The following is a 25,175-nucleotide window of genomic DNA, read 5'->3' as shown; positions in this document are numbered from 1 at the left end:
GGCGGAGCGGCACGCGGAGCCCCCAGGTACGCGGTCCGCCGCGCGTTCACCTGCTGTCGGTGAGCTGCTCGTCGAGTTCGTCGAAGAGCAGCTCACCGTGGTCGATCTGGCCGGTGCGGTACGCGGAACGGGCCACCAGGTGCGAGGCCACCGGGCCGGTGAGCATCTGGAAGAAGGCGATGAGGCCGAGGGTCGCGAGGTCCATGCCGCTGCGCAGCCGCAGCGCGACCCCGGCCAGCACCAGGATCATGCCGAGGGTCTGCGGCTTGGTCGCGGCGTGGCTGCGGGAGAGGACGTCGGGCAGCCGGATCATGCCGATCACGCCGAGCAGACAGATCGCGGCGCCGATGAAGAGCAGCGCGGCGCCGGTCGTGTCGATGATCGCGAGCCAGAGACTCACCGGGGGTCCTCCTGGGCCTCGTCGGGATGCGGGGGGCGGGGCCGGTCGCGTACGGCGATGAAGCGGGCGATGCCCACCGAGCCGGTGAACCCGAGGAACGCCAGCACCAGCATGATCGGGAAGTAGAACGGGTCCCGGGCGAACGCCGACTTGGCGGCGAGTCCGGCGATGATCAGGGCGGCGCAGACGTCCAGCGAGATGGCCCGGTCCAGCATGGAGGGGCCCCGCCAGATCCGGGCCAGCAGGAGGGCGCCGGCGAGCAGGATCAGGACGACGGCGGCGGTCAGCAGGACGCGGTCGACCTGTTCGGGCGCGGTCATGGTGCGGGCCTCCCTGCGGCGAGCTGGGGCGGTGGCGGGGGGTCGGCGACCCGGGCGATCTCGTCGGGGGTGCCGAAGGCCCGTACGGTCAGTTCCTCGATCCGCCACACCTGGCGCCTGGCGGCTTCGAGCTCCTCGGGGCGGTCGGCGTCCAGGACGTGCAGGAAGACGGTGGCGGTGGCCCGGCGCACCTCGATGATGGAGCCGCCGGGGACGTTGGAGACGGCGACGGCGGTGGCCGCGAGCATCAGGTCGCTGCGGCAGCGCAGGGGCACCCCGATCACGGCGGCCCGGTGCGGCAGGCCGTGGAAGATCTGCCGGGTGACCTTCACCCCGGAGGTGTACATGTCGTAGAGGAGATAGCCGACCAGGCGCAGGATGCCCCAGGGGTGGAGCCGCAGTCCGAGGTCGACCCGGGGCAGCGGGAAGGCGAGGCAGACGGCGACCGAGACGACCAGGCCGGTGATGACGTTGGCCCAGGTGAGGGTGGACCAGAGCAGCACCCAGATGAGGGTGAGCCAGGCGATCAGCGGCAGGTCCAGAACGCGTCGGCGGCGGGTGCCGAACTCGGCGCTCAGCGGCGGCAGATCGGCGTTGCGGAACGAGAGGCCGAGGATGCGTTTCACCGGCGCAGCACCTCCTGGACGTAAGGGGTCCGCTGGAGGAGCTCGGCGGCCGTGCGGTCGGTGAAGGCGGTGAGGGGGTCGGCGAACACCGTGAAGGCGAGGCCGATCCCGATGGTCGCGGCGGTGGCCGCGACCATCGGGCGGGGCAGCCGGCTGGTGGTGATGACGGCCCGTTCGTGCAGGGTCGCGGCGACGGCCCGGCCCGCCGGGCGGTGGACGGGCTCGACTCCCTCGTCGCCGGTGCCGGGGATGCTGTCGGGGCCCGCGTCCGCGTCGTCGTCGCTGTCGTCGCCGGACTCCAGGACCGTTCCGGCGGCGGCCTGGCCGGGCGGGGCGGCGCGCCAGAACGCCAGGTTCCAGACCTTGGCGACCACGTACAGCGTCAGCAGGCTGGTGGCCGCCGAGCCCGCGACCAGCAGCCAGGCCCAGCCGCCGCCGTCGGCGACACCGGCGCGCATCAGCCCGAGCTTGCCGATGAAGCCGGACAGCGGGGGGATCCCGGCGAGGTTCATCGCGGGGACGAAGAACAGCACGGCGAGCATCGGCGCGGCCCTGGCCAGCCCGCCGAGCCGGGTCAGCTCCGTGGTGCCGCCCCGGCGTTCGATGAGCCCGGCGACGAGGAACAGGGTCGTCTGGACGGTGATGTGGTGGGCGACGTACACGATGGCCCCGCCGTACGCCTCGCGGGTGGCGAGGCCGATCCCGAAGACCATGTAGCCGATGTGGCTGATCAGGGTGAAGGAGAGCAGCCGCTTCAGGTCGGTCTGGGCGACCGCGCCGAGGATGCCGATGACCATCGAGGCCAGCGCGACGGCCATCAGGAGGTCGCCGAGGCGGTTGCCCGGGAAGAGCAGGGTCTCGGTGCGCAGCATGCAGTAGACGCCGACCTTGGTGAGGAGTCCGGCGAAGACGGCGGTCACGGGGGCCGGGGCGGTGGGGTAGGAGTCGGGGAGCCAGGCGGCGAGCGGGAAGACGGCGGCCTTGATCGCGAAGACGGTCAGCAGCAGCGCCTGGATGAGGGTCTGTACGCCGATGGGGAGGTCGGCCAGCCGTCCCGCGAGCTGGCCGAAGTTGGCGGTGCCGGTGGCCGCGTACGTCATGGCGATGGCGGTGAGGAAGAGCATCGAGGAGAACAGCGAGATGATCACGTAGGTGGAGCCCGCCCGCATCCGGGGTCCGGTGCCGCCGAGGGTGAGCAGGACGAAGCTGGCGACCAGCATGATCTCGAAGCCGACGTAGAGGTTGACGAGGTCGCCGGCGAGGAAGGTGCACGAGACCCCGGCGACGAGGATCAGATAGGCGGGGTGGAAGACGGCGAGCGGGGTCTCCTTGTCCCGGTCGGTCATGCCCTGGCCCAGGGAGTAGACGAGCACGCAGAGCGTGACGGCCGAGGAGACCGTGAGCATCAGCCCGGACAGCCGGTCGGCGACCAGGGTGATGCCCAGCGGCGGGGCGAAGTCGCCGAGGTGGACGGAGAGCGGGCCCTGCCGGTCGGCGGCGATCATGAGGATCACCGAGAGCGCGAGCACGGCGGAGAGCACGGCGACGCTGATGAAGCGCTGGAAGCGCCCCAGACGGGTGCCGAAGGCGAGGCTGAGGCCGGTGGCGCACAGGGGCAGCAGCACGGGCAGCGGGACGAGCGCGTTCATCCGTCGGCTCCTCGGTCGCGGGGGTAGCGGTCGTCCGCCTTGGCGTCGCCGTCGCGGGCGTAGTCCTCCGGGTCCGCGCCCAGCACGTCGTTCCAGAGGTTGCCGGAGGCGTCGCGGCCCCGGGCCTGGCGGGCGCGGTCGGCGCGGAGCCGGTCGCGGAGCCGGCGTCGCTCCTCGCGGTAGCGTTCGCGCTCCTCGGCGGTGGGTTCGGCACCCGACCGGAACTGCTCGCGCAACTGGGCTCGTTCGCCGAGCACTTCGGCGCGCAGCACGACGCGGCGGTCCTCCAGGTCGTCGTGGACCTCGTCGGTGCCGGTGATCTGGTGGCTGCGGTAGGCCATCGCCAGCAGGAAGGCGGTGGTGGCCAGGGTGATGACGATGGCGGTCAGCGCGATGGCCTGGGGCAGCGGGTCGGTGACCCGGCTCAGGGACACCCCGTAGAGCAGGGGCGCGGCGCCGGCCCGGCCGGTGGAGGAGAGGACCAGCAGGTTGATGCCGTTGCCGAGGATGACGGCGCCGAGCAGGATGCGGGTGAGCGGGCGGGTGAGCATGAGGATGCCGCCGACGGCGCAGAGCACGACGGCGGTGGCGAGGAGAGCGGCGCTGACGATCATCGGGGGGTCCCTCCCGCCTCGGGGCCGCCTTCGGGGGTGAGGACGCCCGCCGCCCGTTCGATCTGCCGGTCGATCTTGGCGCCGAGGGCCCGCACGATGTCCAGGACGACGCCGAGGACCAGCAGGTAGACGCCGAAGTCGAAGAGGACCGAGGTGCTCAGGTGGTACCTGCCGAAGACCGGCAGGTGTCCGTAGTACGTGAAGGCGTGCAGGACGGTGCCGTCGACGAGTCCGAGGAGGCCCACGCCGGTGGAGATGAAGAGGCCGAGTCCGGTGAAGAGACCCGGTTGCAGGGGGGCCGCCTCGGCGAGTTCGAAGCGGCCGCCCGCCAGATAGCGGGTGATCAGGGCGAGTCCGGCGACGAGTCCGGCGACGAACCCGCCGCCGGGCAGGCTCTCGGCGCAGAACAGCAGATAGACCGAGAGCACGAGGATCGGGTGGAACAGCAGCCGCGCCACCACTTCGAAGACGATCGAGCGGTGCTCGGGGGCGAGGGTGGCTCCGGCGGCCAGCCAGCCGCGTTCGGGGGCCACGTCGTCGCCCTGCGGCAGTCGGGTGGAGTGCTGGGCCGACAGCGACCAGGCGGTGCGGCCCCGCAACTCCTCCTGGACCATGGTGCCCTCGCTGCGGCGGTGCAGGTAGATGAGGCTGGTGACGCCGATCGCCGCCGCCGCGAGCACGGCGGACTCCCCCATCGTGTCCCAGGCGCGCAGGTCGACGAGGATGGTGGCCACGACGTCCTTGAGCCCGTGGTCGGCGACCTCCCGGACCATGGCGGCGCCGGCCGGCTCGGCGGTGCGCGCGGCGGCGGCGACCCACATGCCGACGCCGACGGTGGCGGCCGCCGCGAGGGCCATCGGGACGCGGGCGGCCCGCCGCCAGGTGCTCACGGTCTCCTGGAAGTGGACGGGCATCCGGCGCAGCACCAGCACGAAGACGATCATCGAGACGGTCTCGACGCAGAACTGGGTGAGCGCCAGGTCGGGCGCTCCCTGGACGACGAAGAGCAGGGCCGCGCCGTAGCCGGTGAGGCCGGCCAGGACGACGGCCTTCATGCGCCGTCGCACCGTCAGGCACAGCAGGGCGGCGGCGCAGGTCAGGGCCGCGACCGCGCCCTGGAGCGGGTTGTCCCAGAGCCGGGGGCGTACGGCCCCGTCCCAGGGGGTGTCGACCATGAGGACGGCGAACTGTCCGGCGAGCATGGCGAGGAGCGTGGTGGCGAGGTACACGGAGAGGGAGCCGCGCTGGATGAAGCCGGTGACCTGGAGGGCGAGACGTTCCTGCCCGAGCAGCAGGTGGCCGAAGACGCTGTCGGCGGTGGGCCAGGCGATCCGGCGGGAGAGCCGGGTGACGTGTGCGCGGCCGAGGAAGAGCACGGCGCCCGCGGCCCAGGCGAGGGCCGACAGGAGCAGCGCGAGGCCGAAGCCGTGCCAGAGGGCGAGGTGGTACGGCTTCCCGTCGGCCGGGAGCGTGTCGGCGTACGCGCCCAGCAGCCGGTCGGTCCAGCCGACGCCGGGGCCGAGGACCAGGCCGAGGGCGGCGAGCAGGGCGGGCGGGGCGAGGAAGGCCCACCCGACGCGGTGGACGGGGGTGTCGGGCACCCCTGGCTTGCGGGCGAAGGCGCCCCAGACGAACCGCAGGCTGTACGCGGTGGTCAGCGCGGACCCCGCGACGACGACGGCCAGCGCCCAGCGGTCGGCGGCGGATCCGTGCAGCAGCGCCTCGAACGCGGCCTCCTTCGCGGCGAAGCCGAGCAGCGGCGGGAGGGCGGCCATGGAGGCGGCGGCGAGCACGGCGACACCGGCGACGTACGGCAGGGAGCGGCCGACCCCGGACAGTTCGCGCAGGTCGCGGGTGCCGGCGGCGTGGTCGACGATGCCGGTGACGAGGAAGAGCGGGGCCTTGAAGAGGGCGTGCCCGAGGATCATCGCGGCGGCGGCGAGCGCGGCGTTCCGGTTGCCGGTCCCGGCGAGCAGGGTGAGGAAGCCGAGCTGGCTGACGGTCCCGTAGGCGAGGACGAGCTTGAGGTCGTTCAGGCGCAGCGCCCGCCAGCCGCCGAGCAGCATGGTCGCACCGCCGAGGACGATCACGACGGGTTTCCAGACGGGGACGTCGGCGAAGGCGGGGGCCAGCCGGGCGACCAGGTAGACACCGGCCTTGACCATCGCGGCGGCGTGCAGATAGGCGCTGACGGGGGTCGGTGCGGCCATGGCGTTCGGCAGCCACATGGAGAACGGCCAGATCGCGGACTTCGACAGGGCCCCGCACAGCACGAGGACCACGGCGACGGAGACGGCGAGGGTCGCCTCGGGCGGGTCGGCGACGATCGCGGAGATCCGGTACGTGCCGGCGGCCTGACCGAGGATCAGGAAGCCGACGAGCATGGCGAGGCCGCCGAACGTGGTGACGACGAGGGCCTGGAGGGCGGAGCGGCGGCTGTGCCGGTGTTCGCTGCCATGGCCGATGAGCAGGTAGGAGAAGACCGTGGTCAGCTCCCAGAACACATAGAGCGTGATCAGGTCGTCGGCGAGGACGAGGGCGAGCATCGTGCCCGCGAAGGCGAGCAGGTTCCCGGCGAAGCGGCCCAGCTGCGGGGTGTCGTCGGTGAAGTAGGAGGCGCAGTAGAGCAGGACGAGCGCGCCGACCCCGGCGGCGAGCAGCACCATCAGTTCGGCCAGCGCGTCCAGGCGCAGGTCGAGGGCGACGCCGTAGTCCGGGATCCACTGCCAGGACCAGGTGTCCGCGCCCCCGGACGCGGCGGTGCTCCAGCGGGTGAGGGCCCAGACGGTGGCCGCCGCCGGGGGCAGGGCCAGCACGACGAAGGCCCGTCGGCCGAGGCGGTGCACCAGCGGGCCCGCGCAGGCCGCGAGCGCGAAGTGGGCGACGATGAGCGCGATCACCGAGGGGTGTCCGGTTCGGGCGGCGGGGCATCCGGAATAAAATGCACTAAATACAGATATATCCCTCAGGCCGATTCACCCGACCGGCGCGCCGCGCACGTCCCGGCCACTGTCTCCGGAAGGGCGCCTCAGCCGTGTGCGGCGCAGGGTCCGCTGTGGTCGCAGTACGGCGTGTCGCCGGTGGCTCCGCAGCCGCAGAGCACCACCCGGGTCTCGTGGCGCGGTCCGTACGGGGTGGCGACTTCGAGATCCCCGCGCACGTGCAGCACCCCGTCGGCGTGGAGGGAGACGTGGGTGGGAACGTCCGGGACCTCGTCGGGCATCCCGTCGGTGCGGTGGTACTGGAGCGCGCCGCTCGGGCAGCGGTGGACGACGTCGGCGACCTCGTCGGCGGGGGCGTTGTCCGGCTGGATCCACGGGCGGCGGTCGACGTCGAAGACGGCGGGGAGCCCGCGCACGCACTCGGCGGCGTGCAGGCAGCGGTGCGCGTCGAAGCCGACGACGATGCCCTCGCCCTCGTAGGAGCGGGCGGCGGGGCTCGGGGGCGGCCGGCTGGTCACCGCTGACTCTCCTGGTCGGCTCGGCATCCGGTCCCCTTCAGCCTCGCCCCGCCGCCCTCCCGCCGCTACTCGGACGCCCGGCTCACGGCAGGACCGCGAACCCGTCGATCTCGACCATCGCCTGCTCGTCCCAGAGCCGGGCCACCCCGATGACGGCCATCGCCGGGTAGTCGCGCCCCGCGAGCCTGCGCCAGATCCGGCCCAGCTCGGGGGCGTGGGACCGGTAGTCGGCGAGGTCCGTGGCGTAGACGGTGACCCGGGCGAGGTCGGCGGGGGCGCCGCCGGCCGCGTGGAGGGCGGTGAGCAGGTTGCCCAGGGCGACGGCGAACTGGTCGGGCAGGGTGGCCCCGACGACCTTGCCGTCCGGGTCGAGTGCGGTCTGCCCGGCGAGGAAGACCAGGTGCCCGCCGGTGGCGACGACCGCGTGGCTGAAGCCGGTGGGCGGGGAGAGTTCGGCCGGGTTGATCCGGTGGGACGGACTCATGCGGGCGGCTCCTGGGTGCGGCCCGCGGGCTTCACGGGCTCCCGGGCGTCGGACTGCCGGGCGGCGGGGTGCCGGGCGTCGGGCGGCTGGGCGGCGGGCTGGTGGGCGGCGGGCCCGGAACGCTGGATATCGGGCCGGTGGGCCGGAGGGTCGGACCGCTGGGCATCGGGCCGGTGGGCCGGAGGGTCGGACCGCTGGGCATCGGGCCGGTCAGCCGGGTGCCCGGACCGGTGGGCGGCGTTCGCGTACAGCTCCTTGGCGATGATGGTGCGCTGCACCTCGCTCGCCCCCTCGTAGATCCGCGGCGCGCGGACCTCGCGGTAGAGGTGTTCGAGCAGATGCCCCCGGCGCAGGGCGCGGGCGCCGTGGAGCTGGACGGCGGCGTCGACGACGTACTGCGCGGTCTCGGTGGCGTACAGCTTGGCCATCGCCGCCCGGCGCGGCACGCCGCTCTCCCCCGCGTCGTACGCCGCGGCCGCCGCGTACACCAGGAGGCGGGCGGCCTCGGTGCGGGTGGCCATCTCCGCGACCTGGTGCGAGACCGCCTGGAGGTCGCTCAGCGGGCCGCCGAACGCGGTGCGGTGGGCGGTGTGGTCGAGGGTCGCGTCGAGGGCGGCGCGGGCCATGCCCACCGCGAACGCCCCGACGCTGGGCCGGAAGAGGTTGAGGGTGTTCATCGCGACGCGGAAGCCCCGGTCGGGCTCGCCGAGCACGTCGTCGGCGGTGACCGGTACGCCGTCGAACTCCAGGGTGCCGATGGGGTGCGGGGAGAGCATGTCGAGGGCGGAGCCGGTGAGTCCGGGGCGGTCGGACGGGACCAGGAACGCGGTGATGCCGCGCGATCCCGCCCCGGGGGTCGTCCGGGCGAAGACCACGGCGAAGTCGGCCTCGGGGGCGTTGGAGATCCAGCACTTCTCGCCGGTGAGCGCCCAGCCGGCCGGGGTGTGTCCGGCGGCCAGGCCCAGGGCCGCCGCGTCGGAGCCCGCGCCCGGCTCGCTCAGCGCGAAGGCGGCGACGGCCCGCCCGGACCGGACCTCGGGGAGCCAGCGCTCGCGGTGGGCGGCGGTGCCGGCCTGGACGATCGGGGTGGTGCCGAGGCCCTGGAGGGCGAGGGCCGTCTCCGCCTCGGTGCAGCCCCGGGCCAGGGACTCGCGCAGCAGGCACAGGTCCAGAGCCCCGGAGCCCAGCATCCGGCCGAGGAGGCCCAGCTCGCCGAGAGCGGCCAGCAGCGGACGGTTGACGCGCCCGGGCTCCCCCTTCTCCGCCAGCGGGCGCAGCTCCTGTGCGGCGAGGGTGCGGAGCTCCTCGCACCAGGCGGTCTGTTCCGGTTCGAGGGAGAATGCCGTCATGGCCGCGCCTCTCTTGTCGCGTCGTGTCGCATCGTTTCGCGCCGTGCCGGGTGCATGGCGGGTTGGTGCGTGTCGGGTGCGCTGTCGCGGCGCGCGGCATCTCGTCGCATCGCATCGCCCGTCCTGCCTTATCGCGGACCGTTGACTACCGTCACCCAAACGATACGCTCCAGAGGCGACAAGGGGGCGATCCTTCATGGAGCCGAATTCCTCGCCGAACACGCCCACAGCCGCCGCCGACGCGTCCGTACGCGTCCCCGGCGCGCATCCCGAGCCGTCCGGGCACGCCGCGGGCGCCCACGCCGACACCTTCACGCGCGACCATCTCCCGCCGCCGGAACAGTGGCCGGAGCTCCTCCTGGACGATCCCGCGCCGCGCTACCCCGACCGGCTGAACTGCGGGCACGAGCTGCTGGACCGCACCGTCGAGGAACGGGGCGCGGACCGCCCCGCGCTGCTCTCCGGCGACGGGAGCGCGTGGAGCTACGGCGAGCTGCTGGAGACGGTGGACCGCGTCGCCCATGTGCTGACCGAGGACCTGGGCGTCGTGCCGGGCAACCGGGTGCTGCTGCGCGGGCCGACGACGCCGTGGCTGGCCGCCTGCTGGCTCGCCGTCATGAAGGCGGGCGCGGTCGCCGTCACCGTACTGGCGCAGGCGAGAGCGGCGGAGCTGGCCACCATCTGCTCGCTGGCCCGGATCGGCCACGCCCTGTGCGACGCCCGGTCGGTGCGGGATCTGGCCGAGGCGGACGTGGACGGACTGCGGGTCACCTCGTTCGGCGGGGACGCGCCCGGGGACCTGACCCGGCTGGCCGAGGCCAGGCCCGGTCCGTACCGGGCGGTGGACACGGCCGCCGAGGAGGTCGCGCTCATCGCGTTCACCTCGGGGACCACCGGGCGGCCCAAGGGCTGCATGCACCTGCACCGGGACCTCCTGGCCATCGCCGACACCTTCTCCCGGCACGTCCTGCGCCCCTCGGCCGACGACGTGTTCGCGGGCAGCCCGCCGCTGGGCTTCACGTTCGGCCTGGGCGGGCTGCTGGTCTTCCCGCTGCGGGCCGGGGCCTCGACGCTGCTGCTGGAACAGGCGGGCCCGCGGCAGCTGCTGCCCGCCCTGGTCCGGCACCGGGTCTCGGTCCTCTTCACCGCGCCGACGGCCTACCGCACGATGCTCGGACAGCTGGAGGGCCACGACCTGTCGGCGCTGCGGCGCTGCGTGTCGGCCGGGGAGAACCTCCCCGAGGCGACCTGGCGGGCCTGGTACGAGGCGACGGGGCTGCGCATCATCAACGGCATCGGGGCCACCGAACTGCTGCACATCTTCATCTCCGCCGCCGACGACGCGATCCGGCCGGGCATGACGGGGGTGCCCGTACCGGGGTGGCAGGCCCGGGTGGTGGACGGGCACGGGGACGAACTGCCCGACGGCGAGCCGGGGCTGCTGGCCGTGCGCGGCCCGGTCGGCTGCCGCTATCTCGCCGACCCCCGGCAGACGGAGTACGTCCGGCACGGCTGGAACATGACCGGCGACACCTTCGTCCGCGAACCGGACGGCTACTTCCGTTACGTGGCCCGCGCCGACGACATGATCATCTCCTCCGGCTACAACATCGCGGGCCCCGAGGTGGAGGACGCGCTGCTGCGTCATCCGGAGGTCGCGGAGGCGGCCGTGGTGGGCCGGGCGGACGAGCTGCGCGGCGAGATCGTGGTGGCGCACGTGGTGCTGACGGAGGGCTCGGAGCAGACCCCGGACTCGCTGCGCGCCCATATGAAGGCCCGTCTGGCCCCGCACAAGTGCCCGCGCGTCTTCGTCTTCCCGGAGTCCCTGCCACGGACGGCGACCGGCAAACTCCAGCGGTTCCTGCTGCGGGACCAGCCCGACTCTCCCCCGGCCCGGCCTCTAGAGTGATCACGTGGCCGAGTTGCGCACCCCCCGTTCCCTGATCGTCACGCTCTACGGCGCCTACGGCCGCCCGCCGGACGGCGCCCCGTTCGCGGTGTCGGAGCTGATCCGGCTGCTGCACGCCGTCGGCGTCGACGCCCCCTCCGTACGCTCCTGCGTCTCGCGGCTGAAGCGGCGCGGGCTGCTGGTGGCCGCCCGTGCGGCGGACGGTTCGGCGGGGTACGCGCTGTCGCCGGACGCCCGGCAGCTGCTGGACGACGGGGACCGGCGGATCTACGGGCGGCCCGCACCGCGGCTCTCCGACGGCTGGGTGCTCGCGGTGTTCTCCGTGCCCGAGGCGGAGCGCAACAAGCGGCACCTGCTGCGCTCGCGGCTGGCCCGGCTCGGCTTCGGCACGGCCGCGCCAGGGGTGTGGATCGCGCCGGCCGGGCTGTACGAGGAGACCCGGCACACCCTGGAGCGGCTCGGACTCGCCCCGTACGTGGACCTGTTCCGCGGCGAGCACCTCGGCTTCGCCGCCACCCGCGAGGCGGTGGCCCGCTGGTGGGACCTGGCGGCGGTGGCGCGGCTGCACCAGGAGTTCCTGGAACTGCACGAGCCGGTGCTGCGGGACTGGGAGGCTTCCGAGGACGCCGGGGACACCGACGACCCGCCGCGCCCGCAGACCGCCTACCGGGACTATCTGCTGGCCCTGGACTCGTGGCGGCAACTCCCCTACGCGGACCCGGGTCTGCCGCCGGAGCTGCTGCCCGGGGACTGGCCGGGCGGCCGGTCGGCGGAGGTGTTCGGCCAACTGCACGAGCGGCTGCGGGACACCGGGGAGCGGTACGTACGGCCGTGAGCCCCGCCGGGGGTGAAATCCAGGTGCCCCGGGCCCCGGCCCACGGGCAGGATGAGGCATGGCCTGGACCTTCACGCACGACACCGGCACGTTCCTCGCCGCGGCCGGCGCGTCGCTCGCCGCGCGGCCCGTCGCGCACACGGTGACGCTGACGGTCACCGAGCGGCTGAGCCGCAGCGGCCCGCACCACTACGGCGAGGGCGATCCGGTGCTCGGCTGGTGGCGCGGGGCGGACGGGGCGGTGGCGGGGACCCTGCTGCGCACTCCGCCGCATCCGGCCCTGCTGGACTCCGTGCCCGCCGAAGCGGTGGGTCCACTGGCGGACGCCCTGGGCGCGGGCCCGGATCTGGACGCCGTCACCGCGGACCGGGACACCGCGGCACTGCTGGCCGCCCGGCTCCCCGGCTACCGGACCGAGCAGGAGCAGCGGCTGTACCGGCTGGGCCCGCCGCGACCGCCCTCCCCCGCGCCGGAGGGCCGGGCCAGGACGGCGACGCGGGCGGACCGGGCGCTGCTCGTGGAGTGGGTGCGCGGCTTCGCCGACGCGACCGGGCAGTCGAAGTCCTCGGCCGAGTGGCTGGTGGACGAGGGCACGGAACGCGGGGCGCTGACCCTCTGGGAGAGCGGCGGGGCTCCGGTGGCTCTCGCGGGGCGCTCCCGGATGCTGGCGGGCACGGTGCGGGTGACCTTGGTGTACACCCCGCCGGAGCTTCGCGGCCGGGGGTACGCGGCCGCCGTGACGGACGCGGCCGGACGGGCCGCCCGGGAGGCGGGGGCGGCGGAGGTCGTGCTGTTCGCCGACCTCGCCAACCCGACGAGCAACGGCGTGTATCTGCGGATCGGTTACGAACCGGTGGCGGACCGGATGCTGTTGAGGAGGAACCCGTGACGGAGCAGCCGACGGACGCGGAGCCCGTCACGGTGGAGCCCGTGGCGGCGGAGCCGTTGTGGCTCGTCGCCGCGAACGTGGTGCGGTGGCGGCGGTACGGGGACGGCGGGCAGGAACTGCGGCCCGGGACCAAGGCGTACCGGGGCGGGTCGAAGGTGCATGTCGTCGGCACCTACGGAGGCATGGGGCACGAGGAGCTGACCACCATCGGGCGCGGCCGGCACACCGGCGCGTACATCACCATCGACATGGCGACCCGCAATCTCCACACGTTCCGGCCCGTCGCGGTGTACAGCCCGGCGGTGCTGCGCCGCGCGGCGGCGGTGGGCGTCGACGGTTCCTGGGCCACGCGGGAGCACGCCGAGGAGCTGACCGCCCTGCTGGCCCGCCTGGCCCCGCGGTACCGCGAGGAGCACTGGGGTGCGGTGCCGCACCCGGTCCCGTGCCGGTGCCACGACTGCCTCAGCCCAGCGTGAGCCGGGGCTTCGGCCCGTCGGTGCGGCCGGTGGGCGGGGGGCGGCTGCCCGCGCCGTACGGAAGGGGCCAGGGCGCTCCGGGGCCCGAGTAGCCCTGTTCGGCCGCCGCGTGCAGGGTCCAGTGCGGGTCGTACAGATGCGGGCGGGCCAGGGCGCAGAGGTCGGCGCGGCCCGCCAGGAGCAGGGAGTTGACGTCGTCCCAGGAGGAGATCGCGCCGACCGCGATGACAGGAACGTCGACGGTGTTGCGGATCCGGTCGGCGTACGGGGTCTGGTAGGAGCGGCCGTACTCGGGGCGCTCCCCGGCGACGACCTGGCCGGTGGAGACGTCGATGGCGTCGGCCCCGTGGTCGGCGAAGGCGCGGGCGATCTCCACGGCGTCCGCCGCCTCCGTGCCGCCCTGGGCCCAGTCGGTGGCGGAGATCCGCACCGTCATCGGCCTCTCCCGCGGCCAGACTTCGCGTACGGCGTCGAAGACGTCGAGGGGGAAGCGGAGCCGTCCGGCGAGCGGTCCGCCGTAGGCGTCGGTGCGGCGGTTGGTGAGCGGGGAGAGGAAGCCGGAGAGCAAGTAGCCGTGGGCGCAGTGCAGTTCGAGGAGGTCGAAGCCGGAGTCGGCGGCGCGCCGGGCGGCCGCCACGAACTGCTCGCGCACGGCGTCCAGTCCGGCCCGGTCCAGCTCCGCGGGGACCTGGCTGACGCCCGGCTCGTACGGGAGCGGGGAGGCGGCCGTCAGTGGCCAGTTGCCGGTCTCCAGGGGCTGGTCGATGCCTTCCCACATCAGCTTCGTGGAGCCCTTGCGGCCGGAGTGGCCGAGCTGCACACCGATGGCGGCGCCGGGGGCACAGGTGTGGACGAAGTCGGTGATCCGCCGCCAGGCGGCGGCCTGTTCGTCGTTCCACAGGCCGGTGCAGCCGGGGGTGATGCGGCCCTCGGGGCTGACGCAGACCATCTCGGTCATGGTGAGTCCCGCGCCGCCGAGCGCGCGGGCCCCGAGGTGGACGAGGTGGAAGTCGGCGGGCAGCCCGTCGGTGGCGGAGTACATGTCCATGGGGGAGACGACGACGCGGTTGCGCAGTTCGAGGCCGCGCAGGCGCAGCGGGGTGAACATCGGCGGGGTGTCCGGCGGGCAGCCGAACTCCTCCTCGACGGCGGCGGTGAACGAGGCGTCGCGCAGCCGGAGGTTGTCGTGGGTGACCCGGCGGCTGCGGGTGAGCAGGTTGAACGCGAAGCGGCGGGGCGGCTGGTCCACGTAGGTGGCCAGCTCCTCGAACCAGCGGAGGCTGGCGGCGGCGGCGCGCTGGGTGGAGGCGACGACGGGGCGGCGCTCGGCCTCGTACGCGGCGAGGGCCGCCGGCAGGTCCGGCTGTTCCTCGACGCAGGCGGCCAGCGCCAGGGCGTCCTCGACGGCGAGCTTGGTGCCGGAGCCGATGGAGAAGTGGGCGGTGTGGGCCGCGTCGCCGATGAGCACGGTGTTGCCTTGTGACCAGCGGGAGTTGGTGACCGTGCGGAAGGCGAGCCAGGAGGACCTGTTGCCGCGCAGCGGGCGGCCGTCCAGCGCTTCGGTGAAGAACTTGGCGCAGCGGGCGGTGGATTCGGCCGCGTCACAGGTGTCGAGCCCGGCGGCGCGCCAGACCTCCTCGCGCATCTCGACGATGACGGTGGAGGCGTCCGCCGCGTAGGGGTAGCCGTGCAACTGCATGACGCCGTACGGGGTTTCGGCGATCTCGAAGCGGAAGGCGTCGAGCGCGAAGTCGGCGGCGAGCCAGATGTAGCGGTTGCGGTGTTCGGTGACGCTCGGGCCGAAGGAGTCGGCGTGGGCCGCGCGGGTGGCGCTGTGCACCCCGTCGGCGGCGATGACCAGGTCGTGGTGGGCGGCCAGCTCGGCGGCGGGCGGGGCCGGGGCGCGGAAGCGGAGGTCGACGCCGAGGCCGGCGCAGCGCTCGTGCAGGATCTCCAGGAGCCGGCGGCGGCCGAGGGCGGCGAAGCCGTGGCCGCCGGAGGTGTGGGTCCGGCCGCGGTGGACGATGTCGATGGTGTCCCAGCGGACGAACTCGGCCCTCAGCGCGCGGTACACCTCGGGGTCGGCGTGTTCGATGCCGCCGAGGGTCTCGTCGGAGAGGACGACGCCGAAGCCGAAGGTGTCGTCGGGGGCGTTGCGCTCGAAGACGGTGACGGCACGGTCCGGGTCCAGCCGCTTGAGGAGGGCCGCGGCCCAGAGCCCGCCGGGGCCGCCGCCGACGACCGCGATCCGGCGCACGCGGTCCGGCACGGCGGCGCCGGGGCGCCGGGCGGCCCCGGGGGCCGGTGCGGCGGCTGCCTCCCCCGCCGTTCCGGGAGCCGGCACGGCTACCTCCCCCGCCACTTCGGGGGCCGCTTCTCGGTGAAGGCGGCGTGGAACTCGGCGTAGTCCTCGCCGTGCATCAGGAGGGCCTGGGTGTTGGCGTCCAGCTCGACGGACGCGGCCAGCGGCATGTCCAGCTCGGCGGTGAGCAGGGCCTTGGTCTGGGCGAGCGCGAGGGCCGGTCCGTCGGCGAGGCGGCGGGCCAGCTCGGCGGCGCGTTCGCCGGCCCTCCCCTCCTCGACCAGCTCGCTGATCAGCCCGATCCGCTCCGCCTCGGGGGCGCGGACGGCGTCCCCGAGCATCAGGAGCCGGGTGGCGTGGCCGAGGCCGACGACCCGGGGCAGCAGGTAGGCCGCGCCCATGTCGCCGCCGGAGAGGCCGACCCGGGTGAAGAGAAAGGAGAAGCGGGCCGACGGATCGGCGATCCGGAAGTCCGCGGCCAGGGCCAGCACGGCTCCGGCTCCGGCGGCGACACCGTGGACGGCGGCGATGACCGGGAAGGGGCACTCCCGCAGGGCCCGGACGACCTGGCCGGTCATCCGGTTGAAGTCGAGGAGCCGCGCGGTGTCCATGGCCAGGGTGGCGCCGATGATCTCGTCGACATCGCCGCCGGAGCAGAAGCCGCGCCCCTCTCCGGCGAGGACGAGGGCGCGGACGGAGCGTTCCCGGGAGAGTTCGGCGAGGAGGTCGCGCAGATCCGCGTAGGCGCCGAAGGTGAGCGCGTTGAGTTTCTCGGGGCGGGCGAGTGTGACGGTGGCCACACCGTCGTCCCGGGTCAGCCGCAGATGACGCCATTCCTCGGCGCTCGGGGCCGAGCTGGGAAACGGGCTCATGGAGGGGTCCCCTTCAGCGATCGGGCTGGTGCCGGCCGTGCGCGGGTCGCGTTCCGCCTCCGAAGTTATCACCTTTGCGTGACTGCCGTCACGAGGTCGCAATACACCATCCATGAGACCGTTGTGGCGAAAGTCCCCTTTGCTCCGGCCGACCGCCTCTATGGCCGGCCCGGAGCGGTTCGTAAAGTTGAAACCAGGAAGTCTCGACACGAGTACCGCGTGAACCCCAGAAGTCGAGACCTCCCGCTTCGAGGAAGACCCGCTCCCGAACGGAACCCTGCCGTGCCGCCCGACGTCCCCGTCCCCGCCTCCTGGCGCATCGCCCTGCCGCACTCCACCGCGGCCGTGCCGATCGCCCGCGCTCTCATCCGTACGGCACTGTCGGACATCGACGCCCCGGCCGACAGCGACACCGCCGAGCTGCTGACCGCCGAGCTGGTGGCCAACGCGGTCGAGCACACGCTGGGCGGTGAGCCCATCGAGCTGGTCGTGGAGCTGCTGCCCACCGGCTGCCAGGTCGAGGTGCACGACCGCGACCCCGCTCCGCCGGGCGACCTGTCCCGGCCGCGACCGGGCTTCGAGGTCGATCCCTGGCAGGAGCACGGCCGCGGCCTGCTGCTGATCCGGACCCTCAGCTCCGCGTGCGGTCACCGCACCACGGAGCACGGCAAGGCCGTCTGGTTCACGCTTCCGGCGATACCGGCGCAGCCGGGTCCGTCCCCGGGGAGCTGACCAGCCGGGAGCGCTTGCGCCCGTAACCGGCGTACAGGAGCGAGCCCACGGCGAGGAAGACCGCGAACTGGACCCAGGTCGTCCAGCCGGTCCCGTACATCAGATACAGGCAGAACGCGACGCCCAGCAGCGGGCTCACCGGGTAGAGCGGCACCCGGAAGGTCCGCTTGAGCCCGGGGGCGCTCCGCCTGAGCACCACCACCGCGACATTGACGGCGACCATCGTGGCGAGTGTGCCGATGGTCGTCAGGTTCACGACGACGTCGAGCGGGACGAACGCGGCCGGGACCGCGAAGACGCAGGCCACGATCCAGGTGTTGGCGACCGGGGTGTGGGTCTTGGGCGAGACCCGCTCGAAGACGCGCGGGATGAGACCGTCGCGGGACATCGACATGAGGATGCGGGTCTGCCCGTACATCACGGCGAGCACCACCGAGGCGATGGCGACGACCGCGCCGAAGGCGATGATGCCGCCGCCGACCGTGGAGTCGGTGACCTGGTTGACGGCGATCGAGAGGGCCGCGCTCTTGTTCGCGACGGCGTCCGAGCCGATCGCGCCGATGGCCGAGAGCGCCACCGCGCAGTAGAGCAGGGTGACGACGCCGATGCAGACCAGGATGGCGATGGGGATGTTCCGCCGGGGGTTCTTGACCTCTTCGCCCGCGGTGGTGATGGCGTCGAAACCGATGTAGGAGAAGAACGCCAGTGAGGCGCCGGCGGTGATGCCGCCGAGCCCGTGGGTCGCGAACGGCATGAGGTTGTCGTCCTGGAACGCGCTGAACGCCACGGCGCAGAACGCCACCAGGATGCCGATCTTGAGGATCGCCATGGCGGCGGTCGCGGTGGCGCTCTCCCGGACACCGCGCACCAGCAGCGCGGCGGCCATGGCGATCACGACGACCGCGGGCAGGTTGACCACACCGCCGTCGGCGGGACCGGCGGACAGGGCCTCGGGGATTTCCCAGCCGATCACGCTGTTCAGCAGCTCGTTGACGTACTGGCTCCAGCCCACCGCGACGGCGGACACCGACACGCCGTACTCCAGCAGCAGGCACCAGCCGACGAGGAACGCGGTGCGCTCGCCGAGGGCCGCGTACGCGAAGGAGTACGAGCTTCCGGAGACCGGGATGGCGCTGCCCAGCTCCGCGAAGGACAGCGCGGTGAAGATGCACGTGATCGCGGCGAGGACGAAGGAGATCACGACGGCGGGGCCGGCCTCGGCGACGCTGTCGGACAGCCCGACGAAGATGCCGGTGCCGACGATCGCGCCGACCCCGAAGCAGACGAGCTGGAAGAGGCCCATCGTGCGCTTGAGGCCGTGGCCCTCCAGGTCGCCGCCGGACTCGGCGATGAGCTGATCGGGGCTCTTGCGGCGCAGCCCCGGCTTCGAGGGGCCGGGGCGCTGCGGGGTGCCGGAATCCGGCAGACCGGTGCTCATGCGGGACGTTCTCATCTCTGGTGGTGCAGTGGGGGGACGTTTCCCGGTGTGCACGGCGGCCGTGGGGACCGCGGTCGGCACATGGGAAGGGGTCCGGGCATCGCGAGCCCGAACCCCACCAAGAGGCGACATCGTAGCCACCACCGCGCATGTTCACCCAATCGGGCGTATGGGGATGCGCACCCCTGCTCCGTACCCGTACCGGCTGGTGCGGCGGCTGGGCTACTTCCCCGCGAGCGTCGCGACCAGCACGGCCTTGATCGTGTGCATCCGGTTCTCCGCCTGGTCGAAGACGACCGAGTGCGCGGACTCGAAGACCTCGTCGCTGACCTCCAGCTCGGTCAGCCCGTACCGGCTGTGGATGTCCCGGCCGACCTGGGTTCCGAGGTCGTGGAAGGCGGGCAGGCAGTGCAGGAACTTCACCTCCGGATTGCCGGTGGCCCGCAGGACGTCCATCGTCACGGCGTACGGCCCGAGGGCGGCGATGCGCTCGGCCCACACCTCCTTGGGCTCCCCCATGGAGACCCAGACGTCGGTGGCGACGAAGTCGGCGCCCCGGACGCCCTCGGCGACATCGCCGGTGAGGGTGATCGTCGCGCCGCTGACCTCGGCCAGCACCCGGGCCCGCGCCACGACGGCCTCGTCCGGCCAGTACGCCTCGGGGGCGACGATCCTGACGTCCAGACCCAGCAGGGCGCCGGTGATCAGGTAGGAGTTGCCCATGTTGAAGCGGGCGTCCCCGAGATAGGCGAAGGCGGTCCCCGCGACGGGCCCCTCGCGGAACTCGGTCATGGTGAGCACGTCGGCGAGCATCTGGGTCGGGTGCCAGTCGTCCGTGAGCCCGTTGAAGACCGGCACTCCGCCGTACGCGGCCAGCTCCTCGACCGCCTGCTGGCTGTCACCCCGGTACTCGATCCCGTCGAACATCCGGCCGAGCACCCGGGCGGTGTCCTTCACGGACTCCTTGTGGCCCATCTGGGAGCCCGACGGGTCGAGGTAGGTGGTGGAGGCGCCCTGGTCGGCGGCGGCGACCTCGAACGCACAGCGCGTACGGGTCGAGGTCTTCTCGAAGATCAGCGCGATGTTCTTCCCGCGCAGCCGCTGGACCTCGACCCCGGCCTTCTTGGCCTCCTTGAGCTCGGCGGCCAGGGAGACCAGGCCGAGGAACTCCTCGGAGGTGAAGTCCAGCTCCTTGAGGAAGTGACGGCCGGTGAGGTCTATGGCCATGATGACTGCTCCTGGGGTCGGACGGGGATCGGCGCACTGCGCGCGGGCAGAACTGGAAGTCTATACGATCTACCGTATCCCTATACAGGGGCAGGGGGTGCGGTCCGTCCGTCCCTCACGCCACGGGGTCCCGCTCCACCGGGCAGCTCATGCAGCGCGGCCCGCCACGCCCCCGGCCCAGCTCGCTGCCCCGGATCTCGATCACCTCGATGCCCTGCTTGCGCAGATAGGTGTTGGTGGTGGCGTTGCGCTCGTACGCGACGACGACACCGGGCTCGACCGCGAGCACGTTGCAGCCGTCGTCCCACTGCTCGCGCTCGGCCGCGTGCACGTCCTGGGTGGCGGTGAGCACCCGGATGGAGTCGAGGCCGAGGGCGGCGGCCATGGCGCGGTGCATGTGCTCGGGCGGATGGTCGGTGACCTTCAGCTCGCGGGGGCCGCTGCCGGGCTCGATGGTGTACGAGCGGAGCATCCCGAGACCGGCGTACTGGGTGAACGTGTCGCCGTCGATCATCGTCATCACCGTGTCCAGGTGCATGAACGCCCGGGCCTTGGGCATGTCGAGCGCCACGATCGTGCGCGCCGAGCCGGCGTCGAAGAGGCCCCGGGCCAGCATCTCCACGGCCTGCGGTGTGGTGCGCTCGCTCATCCCGATGAGGACCGCGCCCTGCCCGATGACCAGGACGTCACCGCCCTCGATGGTGGAGGGATAGTCGTCCTGGCCCTCCGACCAGTGGTGGAAGGCGCCCGCCTCCGGGCCGGTGAACAGGGGGTGGTGCCGGTAGATCGCCTCGAAGTGGACGGTCTCGCGCTGCCGGGCGGGCCAGCGCATCGCGTTGATGGAGACCCCGTCGTAGATCCACGCCGAGGTGTCCCGGGTGAAGAGGTGGTTCGGCAGCGGGCCGAGCAGGAAGTCGTCCAGGTCCATCACATGGAAGCGCACGGAGGTCGGCTCGCTGTGCCGCTCCAGGAACTCCCGCTTGGTCATGCCGCCGACCAGCGCCTCCGCCAGCTCCTGTGAGGACAACTCCTCAAAGGCGGCCCGCAGATGCTCGGTGGCGAGCGGGCCGTACTCCTTCTCGTCGAAGACCCGGTCGAGCACGAGCCGCCGGGCGACCGGAATGTCGAGGGACTCGCGCAGGAGATCGCCGAAGAGGTGCACGACGACCCCCCGGTCGCGCAGCACGTCGGCGAACCCGTCGTGCTCCTCCCTGGCGCGGCGCACCCACAGGACGTCGTCGAACAGGAGCGCGTCCTTGTTCCTGGGTGTGAGCCGCTTCAGCTCCAGATCGGGCCGGTGGAGTATGACGCGGCGCAGCCGCCCGGCTTCGGAGTCGACTTGGTATCCCATGCCTTCATCCTCACCGCGCGGAGCGCCGTTCACCCGGCGAATCGCCTACGGGTTGGACCCGGGGGTGTGCGGCGGATCCTGGCCGGTCCACGACGCCCCCCGGCTCAGAGCCGGGGGTCCACCGGCTCCGACTCCAGGGCCAGGACGGCGAACACCGCCTCGTGGACCCGCCACAGCGGCTCGCCCTCCGCCAGCCGGTCCAGGGCCTCCAGGCCGAGGGCGTACTCCCGCAGCGCCAACGAGCGCTTGTGGCCGAGGAACCGGGAGCGCAGGCGCTCCAGATTCTCCGGGCGGGTGTACTCGGGGCCGTAGACGATGCGGAGATACTCCCGGCCGCGCACCTTGACGCCGGGCTGGACGAGCCGGCCCCTGGCATCCCGGACGAGGGCGCCGAGCGGCTTGACGACCATGCCCTCGCCGCCCCGCCCGGTCATCTCCAGCCACCAGTCCACGCCCGCGCGCACGGAGGCCTCGTCCCCGGTGTCGACGACGAGCCGGCGGGTGATCCGGAGCAGCCCGGTCGGGTCGTGCTCCACGAGCCGGTCCAGCCAGGCGAGCTGCTCGTCGTGCGGCACGGAGGCCAGGGAACGGCCCTGGACGGCGAGGATCTGGAACGGCGCGAGCCGCACCCCGTCCAGCCCCTCGGTGCTCCAGCAGTACCGCCGGTACGCCTCGGTGAACGCGGCCGCGTCCCTGGCGCGGGCCCGCTGGAGTCCGGCGAGGCCCGCCACCTCGACGCCCCGGGCGACCGCCTGCTCCAGCGCGGCCACGGCCGGCGGGAGGACCGCGCCGGACGCCGCGCCGACCGCGGCGTACTGCGAGCGCAGCAGCCCGCCGGCCTTGAGCGACCACGGCATCAGCTCGGCGTCCAGGAGCACCCAGTCGGTGTCCCACTCCTCCCAGAGCCCGGCGGCGGCGACGGCGGTGCGGAGCCGGTCCAGGACCGCCTCGGTCATCGCCGTGTCGTCCAGGAACGGGCGTCCGGTGCGGGTGTACAGCGCGCCGGTGGGGCCCGCCGTGCCGAACCGGGCGGTCGCGGCCACGGCGTCCTTGCAGACCAGGGCGACGGCCCGGGAGCCCATGTGCTTCTCCTCGCACACGACCCGCTCCACGCCGTCGGCGGCGTACTGCGCGAAGGCCTCGGCCGGGTGCTCCAGGAAGCCGTCCTCGCGGGAGGTGGCGGTGGGCGCCATGGTGGGCGGGAGGTAGGCGAGGAGCTGAGGGTCGACGGCGAACCGGCTCATCACCTCCAGCGCGGCGGCGGCGTTCTCCTCGCGGACGGCGACGCGGCCCAGGTGCCGGGTCTCCACGACCCGGCGGCCCTGGACGTCGGCGATGTCCAGCGGCCGGCCCTCCCGGCCCCCGGGCGCCTCGCTGGTCAGCGGCTTGACGGGCTCGTACCAGACCTTCTCGGCGGGTACGTCGACCAGTTCGCGCTCCGGATAGCGCAGCGCGGTCATCCTCCCGCCGAAGACGACCCCCGTGTCCAGGCAGATGGTGTTGTTGATCCAGGAGGTGGTGGGCACCGGGGTGTGGCCGTAGACCACGGTGGCGCGGCCCCGGTACTCCTCGGCCCACGGGTAGCGCACGGGCAGCCCGAACTCGTCGGTCTCCCCCGTCGTGTCCCCGTACAGCGCGTGCGAGCGGACCCGGCCGGAGGTGCGGCCGTGGTACTTCTCGGGCAGCCCGGCGTGAGCGACCACCAGCTTGCCGCCGTCCAGGACGTAGTGGCTGACCAGGCCGTCGATGAACGCCCGCACCCGGCCCCGGAAATCGGGGTGCTCGGCGTCCTCGCGCTCCAGCTGCTCGACGGTCTCGGCGAGCCCGTGGGTGAGCTGGACCTTGCGGCCCGCGAGGTAGCGGCCGAGCTTGTTCTCGTGGTTGCCGGGGACGCAGAGGGCGTTGCCCGCCGACACCATGGACATGACGCGGCGCAGCACGCCGGGGCTGTCGGGGCCCCGGTCCACGAGGTCGCCGACGAACACGGCCGTACGGCCTTCGGGGTGGGCGCCTTCCACGTAACCGAGCTTGCCGAGCAGGGCGTCCAGCTCGGAGCGGCAGCCGTGGACGTCCCCGATGATGTCGAACGGGCCGGTGAGGTGGCGCAGGTCGTTGTAGCGGCGCTCCAGGACCACCGTCGCGCTCTCGGCCTCCTCCTCGGTGCGCAGGACGTGCACCTTGCGGAAGCCCTCGCGCTCCAGGCCGCGCAGGGAGCGCCGCAGCTCGCGGCGGTGCCGCTGGATGACGTGGCGCGGCATGGAGGCCCGGTCCGGGCGGGCCGCGTTGCGGGCGGCGCAGACCTCTTCGGGGAGGTCCAGGACGATGGCGATGGGCAGGACGTCGTGCTTCCGGGCCAGCTGGACGAGCTGCTTGCGGCTCTCGGACTGGACGCTGGTGGCGTCGATCACGGTGAGCCGCCCGGCCTCCAGGCGCTTGCCGGCGATGTAGTGCAGCACGTCGAAGGCGTCGCGGCTGGCGCTCTGGTCGTTCTCGTCGTCGGCGACCAGTCCCCGGCAGAAGTCCGAGGAGACGATCTCGGTCTGCTTGAAGTGCCTGCGGGCGAAGGTGGACTTGCCCGATCCGCTCGCGCCGATGAGGACGACGAGGGAGAGGTCGGTCACCGGCAGGACCCGCGCGGCGGTGGTGGCGGCGTTTTCCGTACCGGCGTCGCTGTGGTCGTTGTTCATGCGGCTTCCGCCTCCTTCGTCTTCCCGGTCTTCTTCCCGGCCGGCTTCCCCGCCGTTCCGGTGGTCGTGGTGGCGTCGGTCCGGGTGAACACGGCCATCTGGGTCGGCGGCCCCACCTCGGGGTCGTCCGGCCCGACGGGCACGTACCGGACGGCGTATCCGTGCCGCCCGGCGACCTGCCCGGCCCAGTCGCGGAATTCGGCCCGGCTCCACTCGAACCGGTGGTCCCCGTGCCGGACGTGCCCGGCCGGGAGGGTCTCCCAGCGGACGTTGTACTCGACGTTCGGCGTGGTCACGAGCACCGTCCCCGGTCGCGCCGCGCCGAACACCGCGTACTCCAGGGCGGGCAGCCGGTCCGGGTCCAGGTGCTCGATCACCTCGCTGAGCACGGCGGCGTCGTACCCCGTCAGCCGCTTGTCCGTGTAGGTCAGCGAACCCTGCCGCAGGGTGACCCGGTCCGCCTGGCGCTCGCCCATCCGGTCCAGCTTCAGCCGCCGCGAGGCGATGGTGAGGGCGCGCATCGAGACGTCGACGCCCACGATCTCGGTGAAGCGCGTGTCCCGCAGGAGCGCCTGCACCAACTGGCCCTGTCCGCAGCCGAGATCGAGCACCCGGCCCGCCCCCGCGGCGCGCAGCGCGTCGAGGATCGCCGCGCGCCGGTGCTCGGCGAGCGGGACCGGCTTCTCCTCGGTGTCGGTGCTCTCGTCCACCGCGTTGTCGACGCTGTCGACATCGAGGTCGTCCGACTCGGCGAGCCGGACCAGCTCCAGGGCCTGGTCGGCCTGGCGGGTGAGCCCCCAGCGGTGGGACAGATAGCGCCGGGTGATCAGCGGCCGCTCGGGGTGGCCGGCCAGCCAGCCCTCCCCCGCGCGCAGCAGCTTGTCCACCTCGTCGGGCGCGACCCAGTAGTGCTTGGCGTCGTCGAGCACCGGGAGCAGGACGTAGAGCTGCCGCAGCGCGTCGGCGAGCCGCAACTCGCCCTCCAGCACCAGGCGTACGTAGCGGGAGTCGCCCCAGGCGGGGAACTCCTCGTCCAGCGGTACGGCCGTGACGTCGACCCGCGACCAGCCGAGCGGCGCGAACAGCTTGCGCACCAGCTCGGCGCCGCCCCTGGCGGGCAGGGCGGGCACCTCGATCCGCAGCGGCAACGGGCTTCCGGCCCGCTCGGGCATGGCCCGGCAGACACCGCCGAGCGCGGACTTGAACACGGCCGCGAGGGCGACCGACAACAGCGAGGACGCCGCGTAGGGCCGGTCGTTGACGTACTGCGCGAGCGCCGCGTCGGGCGCGCCTCCCCGGCCCTTGCCCTTGCCGCGCCGCACCAGCGCCACCGGATCCACCTCCAGCAGGAGTGCGGCCGTGCAGCGCTCGGCGGACGCCTCGGGATAGAAGACGTGCGCGGGGCCGTGCGAGGTGGAGAACGCCTGCGCCTTGTCGGGATGCTTGTGCAGCAGGAAACCCAGGTCCGTGGCGGGACGTTCAGGAGTGCCGGTCGTACCGATTGTCAGGAACACCTGTCCGAGTATGATCCTCGCCCCCTGCCCTCACCAGGCAA

21 protein-coding genes are annotated in these 25,175 nt (G+C 73.2%); 5 read left to right on the top strand and 16 right to left on the bottom strand.

Going from position 1 to position 25,175, the window contains the following annotated elements:
• Positions 1-46: 46 nt before the first annotated feature.
• From mnhG to OG245_RS29855, 9 genes are all read right to left on the bottom strand, one after another.
• Positions 47-400 carry a monovalent cation/H(+) antiporter subunit G gene (gene mnhG, locus OG245_RS29895; RefSeq protein ID WP_371626466.1) on the bottom strand — a complete coding sequence of 118 codons (354 nt, stop codon included), beginning with the start codon at positions 398-400 and terminating at the stop codon, positions 47-49.
• Positions 397-720 (bottom strand): monovalent cation/H+ antiporter complex subunit F, encoded by a 324-nt coding sequence (locus OG245_RS29890; RefSeq protein WP_371626465.1) that lies wholly within the window; start codon positions 718-720, stop codon positions 397-399. The genes mnhG and OG245_RS29890 overlap by 4 nt, the downstream gene beginning before the upstream one ends.
• Positions 717-1,346, bottom strand: coding sequence for a Na+/H+ antiporter subunit E (locus OG245_RS29885; RefSeq protein WP_371626464.1), 630 nt, complete (start codon positions 1,344-1,346; stop codon positions 717-719). Before OG245_RS29885 ends, OG245_RS29890 begins: the two co-directional genes overlap by 4 nt.
• Positions 1,343-2,995, bottom strand: a complete 1,653-nt coding sequence (locus OG245_RS29880; RefSeq protein WP_371626463.1) for a Na+/H+ antiporter subunit D — start codon at positions 2,993-2,995, stop codon at positions 1,343-1,345. Before OG245_RS29880 ends, OG245_RS29885 begins: the two co-directional genes overlap by 4 nt.
• Entirely contained in the window at positions 2,992-3,609 is a 618-nt protein-coding gene (locus OG245_RS29875) for a Na(+)/H(+) antiporter subunit C (RefSeq protein WP_371626462.1), read from the bottom strand. The genes OG245_RS29880 and OG245_RS29875 overlap by 4 nt, the downstream gene beginning before the upstream one ends.
• Positions 3,606-6,509 carry a Na+/H+ antiporter subunit A gene (locus OG245_RS29870; RefSeq protein ID WP_371626461.1) on the bottom strand — a complete coding sequence of 968 codons (2,904 nt, stop codon included), beginning with the start codon at positions 6,507-6,509 and terminating at the stop codon, positions 3,606-3,608. Before OG245_RS29870 ends, OG245_RS29875 begins: the two co-directional genes overlap by 4 nt.
• A 128-nt stretch (positions 6,510-6,637) precedes the next feature.
• Positions 6,638-7,096: a (4Fe-4S)-binding protein gene (locus OG245_RS29865; protein ID WP_371626460.1), complete on the bottom strand. Its 459-nt coding sequence runs from the start codon at positions 7,094-7,096 to the stop codon at positions 6,638-6,640.
• Positions 7,097-7,151: 55 nt separating this feature from the next.
• A complete protein-coding gene (locus OG245_RS29860) occupies positions 7,152-7,553 on the bottom strand; it encodes a RidA family protein (RefSeq protein WP_371626459.1) in 402 nt (133 codons plus the stop codon).
• Entirely contained in the window at positions 7,550-8,902 is a 1,353-nt protein-coding gene (locus OG245_RS29855) for an acyl-CoA dehydrogenase family protein (RefSeq protein ID WP_371626458.1), read from the bottom strand. Before OG245_RS29855 ends, OG245_RS29860 begins: the two co-directional genes overlap by 4 nt.
• Positions 8,903-9,098: 196 nt before the next feature.
• On the opposite strand from OG245_RS29855, the gene OG245_RS29850 reads away from it, so the two are divergent.
• From OG245_RS29850 to OG245_RS29835, 4 genes are read left to right on the top strand one after another with little or no spacing between them, the layout of a single operon-like run.
• Complete coding sequence (locus OG245_RS29850) at positions 9,099-10,811, top strand: AMP-binding protein (protein WP_371626457.1); 1,713 nt, start codon at positions 9,099-9,101, stop codon at positions 10,809-10,811.
• 4 nt (positions 10,812-10,815) lie between these two features.
• Complete coding sequence (locus OG245_RS29845) at positions 10,816-11,646, top strand: PaaX family transcriptional regulator C-terminal domain-containing protein (protein ID WP_371626456.1); 831 nt, start codon at positions 10,816-10,818, stop codon at positions 11,644-11,646.
• Between the two features lie 58 nt (positions 11,647-11,704).
• Positions 11,705-12,535: a GNAT family N-acetyltransferase gene (locus tag OG245_RS29840; protein ID WP_371626455.1), complete on the top strand. Its 831-nt coding sequence runs from the start codon at positions 11,705-11,707 to the stop codon at positions 12,533-12,535.
• Entirely contained in the window at positions 12,532-13,011 is a 480-nt protein-coding gene (locus tag OG245_RS29835) for a hypothetical protein (RefSeq protein ID WP_371626454.1), read from the top strand. The genes OG245_RS29840 and OG245_RS29835 overlap by 4 nt, the downstream gene beginning before the upstream one ends.
• On the opposite strand, the gene OG245_RS29830 is transcribed toward OG245_RS29835, so the two are convergent.
• A complete protein-coding gene (locus OG245_RS29830) occupies positions 12,998-15,268 on the bottom strand; it encodes a bifunctional salicylyl-CoA 5-hydroxylase/oxidoreductase (protein WP_371628025.1) in 2,271 nt (756 codons plus the stop codon). The two genes, OG245_RS29835 and OG245_RS29830, sit on opposite strands and share 14 nt — an antisense overlap.
• 89 nt (positions 15,269-15,357) lie before the next feature.
• Positions 15,358-16,185, bottom strand: coding sequence for an enoyl-CoA hydratase family protein (locus tag OG245_RS29825; RefSeq protein ID WP_371626453.1), 828 nt, complete (start codon positions 16,183-16,185; stop codon positions 15,358-15,360).
• A gap of 282 nt (positions 16,186-16,467) precedes the next feature.
• Here OG245_RS29825 and OG245_RS29820 point away from each other — a divergent pair, with 282 nt between their 5' ends.
• On the top strand, positions 16,468-16,917 hold the full coding sequence (locus OG245_RS29820; RefSeq protein WP_065481144.1) for an ATP-binding protein: 450 nt from the start codon (positions 16,468-16,470) through the stop codon (positions 16,915-16,917).
• On the opposite strand, the gene OG245_RS29815 is transcribed toward OG245_RS29820, so the two are convergent.
• The 5 genes from OG245_RS29815 to OG245_RS29795 all read right to left on the bottom strand — a co-directional run bounded on the left by OG245_RS29815 (position 16,868) and on the right by OG245_RS29795 (position 25,134).
• Positions 16,868-18,355: an amino acid permease gene (locus OG245_RS29815; protein ID WP_371626452.1), complete on the bottom strand. Its 1,488-nt coding sequence runs from the start codon at positions 18,353-18,355 to the stop codon at positions 16,868-16,870. The genes OG245_RS29820 and OG245_RS29815 overlap by 50 nt on opposite strands.
• A 222-nt stretch (positions 18,356-18,577) precedes the next feature.
• Positions 18,578-19,582: an ornithine carbamoyltransferase gene (gene argF / locus OG245_RS29810; RefSeq protein WP_371626451.1), complete on the bottom strand. Its 1,005-nt coding sequence runs from the start codon at positions 19,580-19,582 to the stop codon at positions 18,578-18,580.
• 115 nt (positions 19,583-19,697) lie between these two features.
• On the bottom strand, positions 19,698-20,933 hold the full coding sequence (locus OG245_RS29805) for an arginine deiminase (protein ID WP_371626450.1): 1,236 nt from the start codon (positions 20,931-20,933) through the stop codon (positions 19,698-19,700).
• A gap of 104 nt (positions 20,934-21,037) precedes the next feature.
• Entirely contained in the window at positions 21,038-23,620 is a 2,583-nt protein-coding gene (locus tag OG245_RS29800; protein ID WP_371626449.1) for a polynucleotide kinase-phosphatase, read from the bottom strand.
• The gene (locus tag OG245_RS29795) at positions 23,617-25,134 is read right to left on the bottom strand and encodes a 3' terminal RNA ribose 2'-O-methyltransferase Hen1 (protein WP_371626448.1); all 1,518 of its coding nucleotides are present in this window, start codon (positions 25,132-25,134) and stop codon (positions 23,617-23,619) included. Before OG245_RS29795 ends, OG245_RS29800 begins: the two co-directional genes overlap by 4 nt.
• Between the last annotated feature and the right edge of the window lie 41 nt (positions 25,135-25,175).

Origin of the sequence: Streptomyces sp. NBC_01116 (assembly GCF_041435495.1) — a bacterium.
Classification (GTDB): Bacteria; Actinomycetota; Actinomycetes; order Streptomycetales; family Streptomycetaceae; genus Streptomyces.
Note: the sequence above shows the minus strand (reverse complement) of the source record. Positions and strands in the feature narration are given on the sequence as shown.

Bases quoted from the DNA above. Each gene is read 5' to 3' on its own strand.
- OG245_RS29850 (WP_371626457.1), top strand. From the start codon at position 9,099: ATGGAGCCGAATTCCTCGCCGAACACGCCCACAGCCGCCGCCGACGCG.
- OG245_RS29805 (WP_371626450.1), bottom strand. From the start codon at position 20,933: ATGGGATACCAAGTCGACTCCGAAGCCGGGCGGCTGCGCCGCGTCATA.
- OG245_RS29840 (WP_371626455.1), top strand. From the start codon at position 11,705: ATGGCCTGGACCTTCACGCACGACACCGGCACGTTCCTCGCCGCGGCC.
- OG245_RS29880 (WP_371626463.1), bottom strand. From the start codon at position 2,995: ATGAACGCGCTCGTCCCGCTGCCCGTGCTGCTGCCCCTGTGCGCCACC.
- argF (WP_371626451.1), bottom strand. From the start codon at position 19,582: ATGGCCATAGACCTCACCGGCCGTCACTTCCTCAAGGAGCTGGACTTC.
- OG245_RS29825 (WP_371626453.1), bottom strand. From the start codon at position 16,185: ATGAGCCCGTTTCCCAGCTCGGCCCCGAGCGCCGAGGAATGGCGTCAT.
- OG245_RS29875 (WP_371626462.1), bottom strand. From the start codon at position 3,609: ATGATCGTCAGCGCCGCTCTCCTCGCCACCGCCGTCGTGCTCTGCGCC.
- OG245_RS29860 (WP_371626459.1), bottom strand. From the start codon at position 7,553: ATGAGTCCGTCCCACCGGATCAACCCGGCCGAACTCTCCCCGCCCACC.
- OG245_RS29800 (WP_371626449.1), bottom strand. From the start codon at position 23,620: ATGAACAACGACCACAGCGACGCCGGTACGGAAAACGCCGCCACCACC.
- OG245_RS29865 (WP_371626460.1), bottom strand. From the start codon at position 7,096: ATGCCGAGCCGACCAGGAGAGTCAGCGGTGACCAGCCGGCCGCCCCCG.
- OG245_RS29815 (WP_371626452.1), bottom strand. From the start codon at position 18,355: ATGAGCACCGGTCTGCCGGATTCCGGCACCCCGCAGCGCCCCGGCCCC.
- OG245_RS29855 (WP_371626458.1), bottom strand. From the start codon at position 8,902: ATGACGGCATTCTCCCTCGAACCGGAACAGACCGCCTGGTGCGAGGAG.
- OG245_RS29890 (WP_371626465.1), bottom strand. From the start codon at position 720: ATGACCGCGCCCGAACAGGTCGACCGCGTCCTGCTGACCGCCGCCGTC.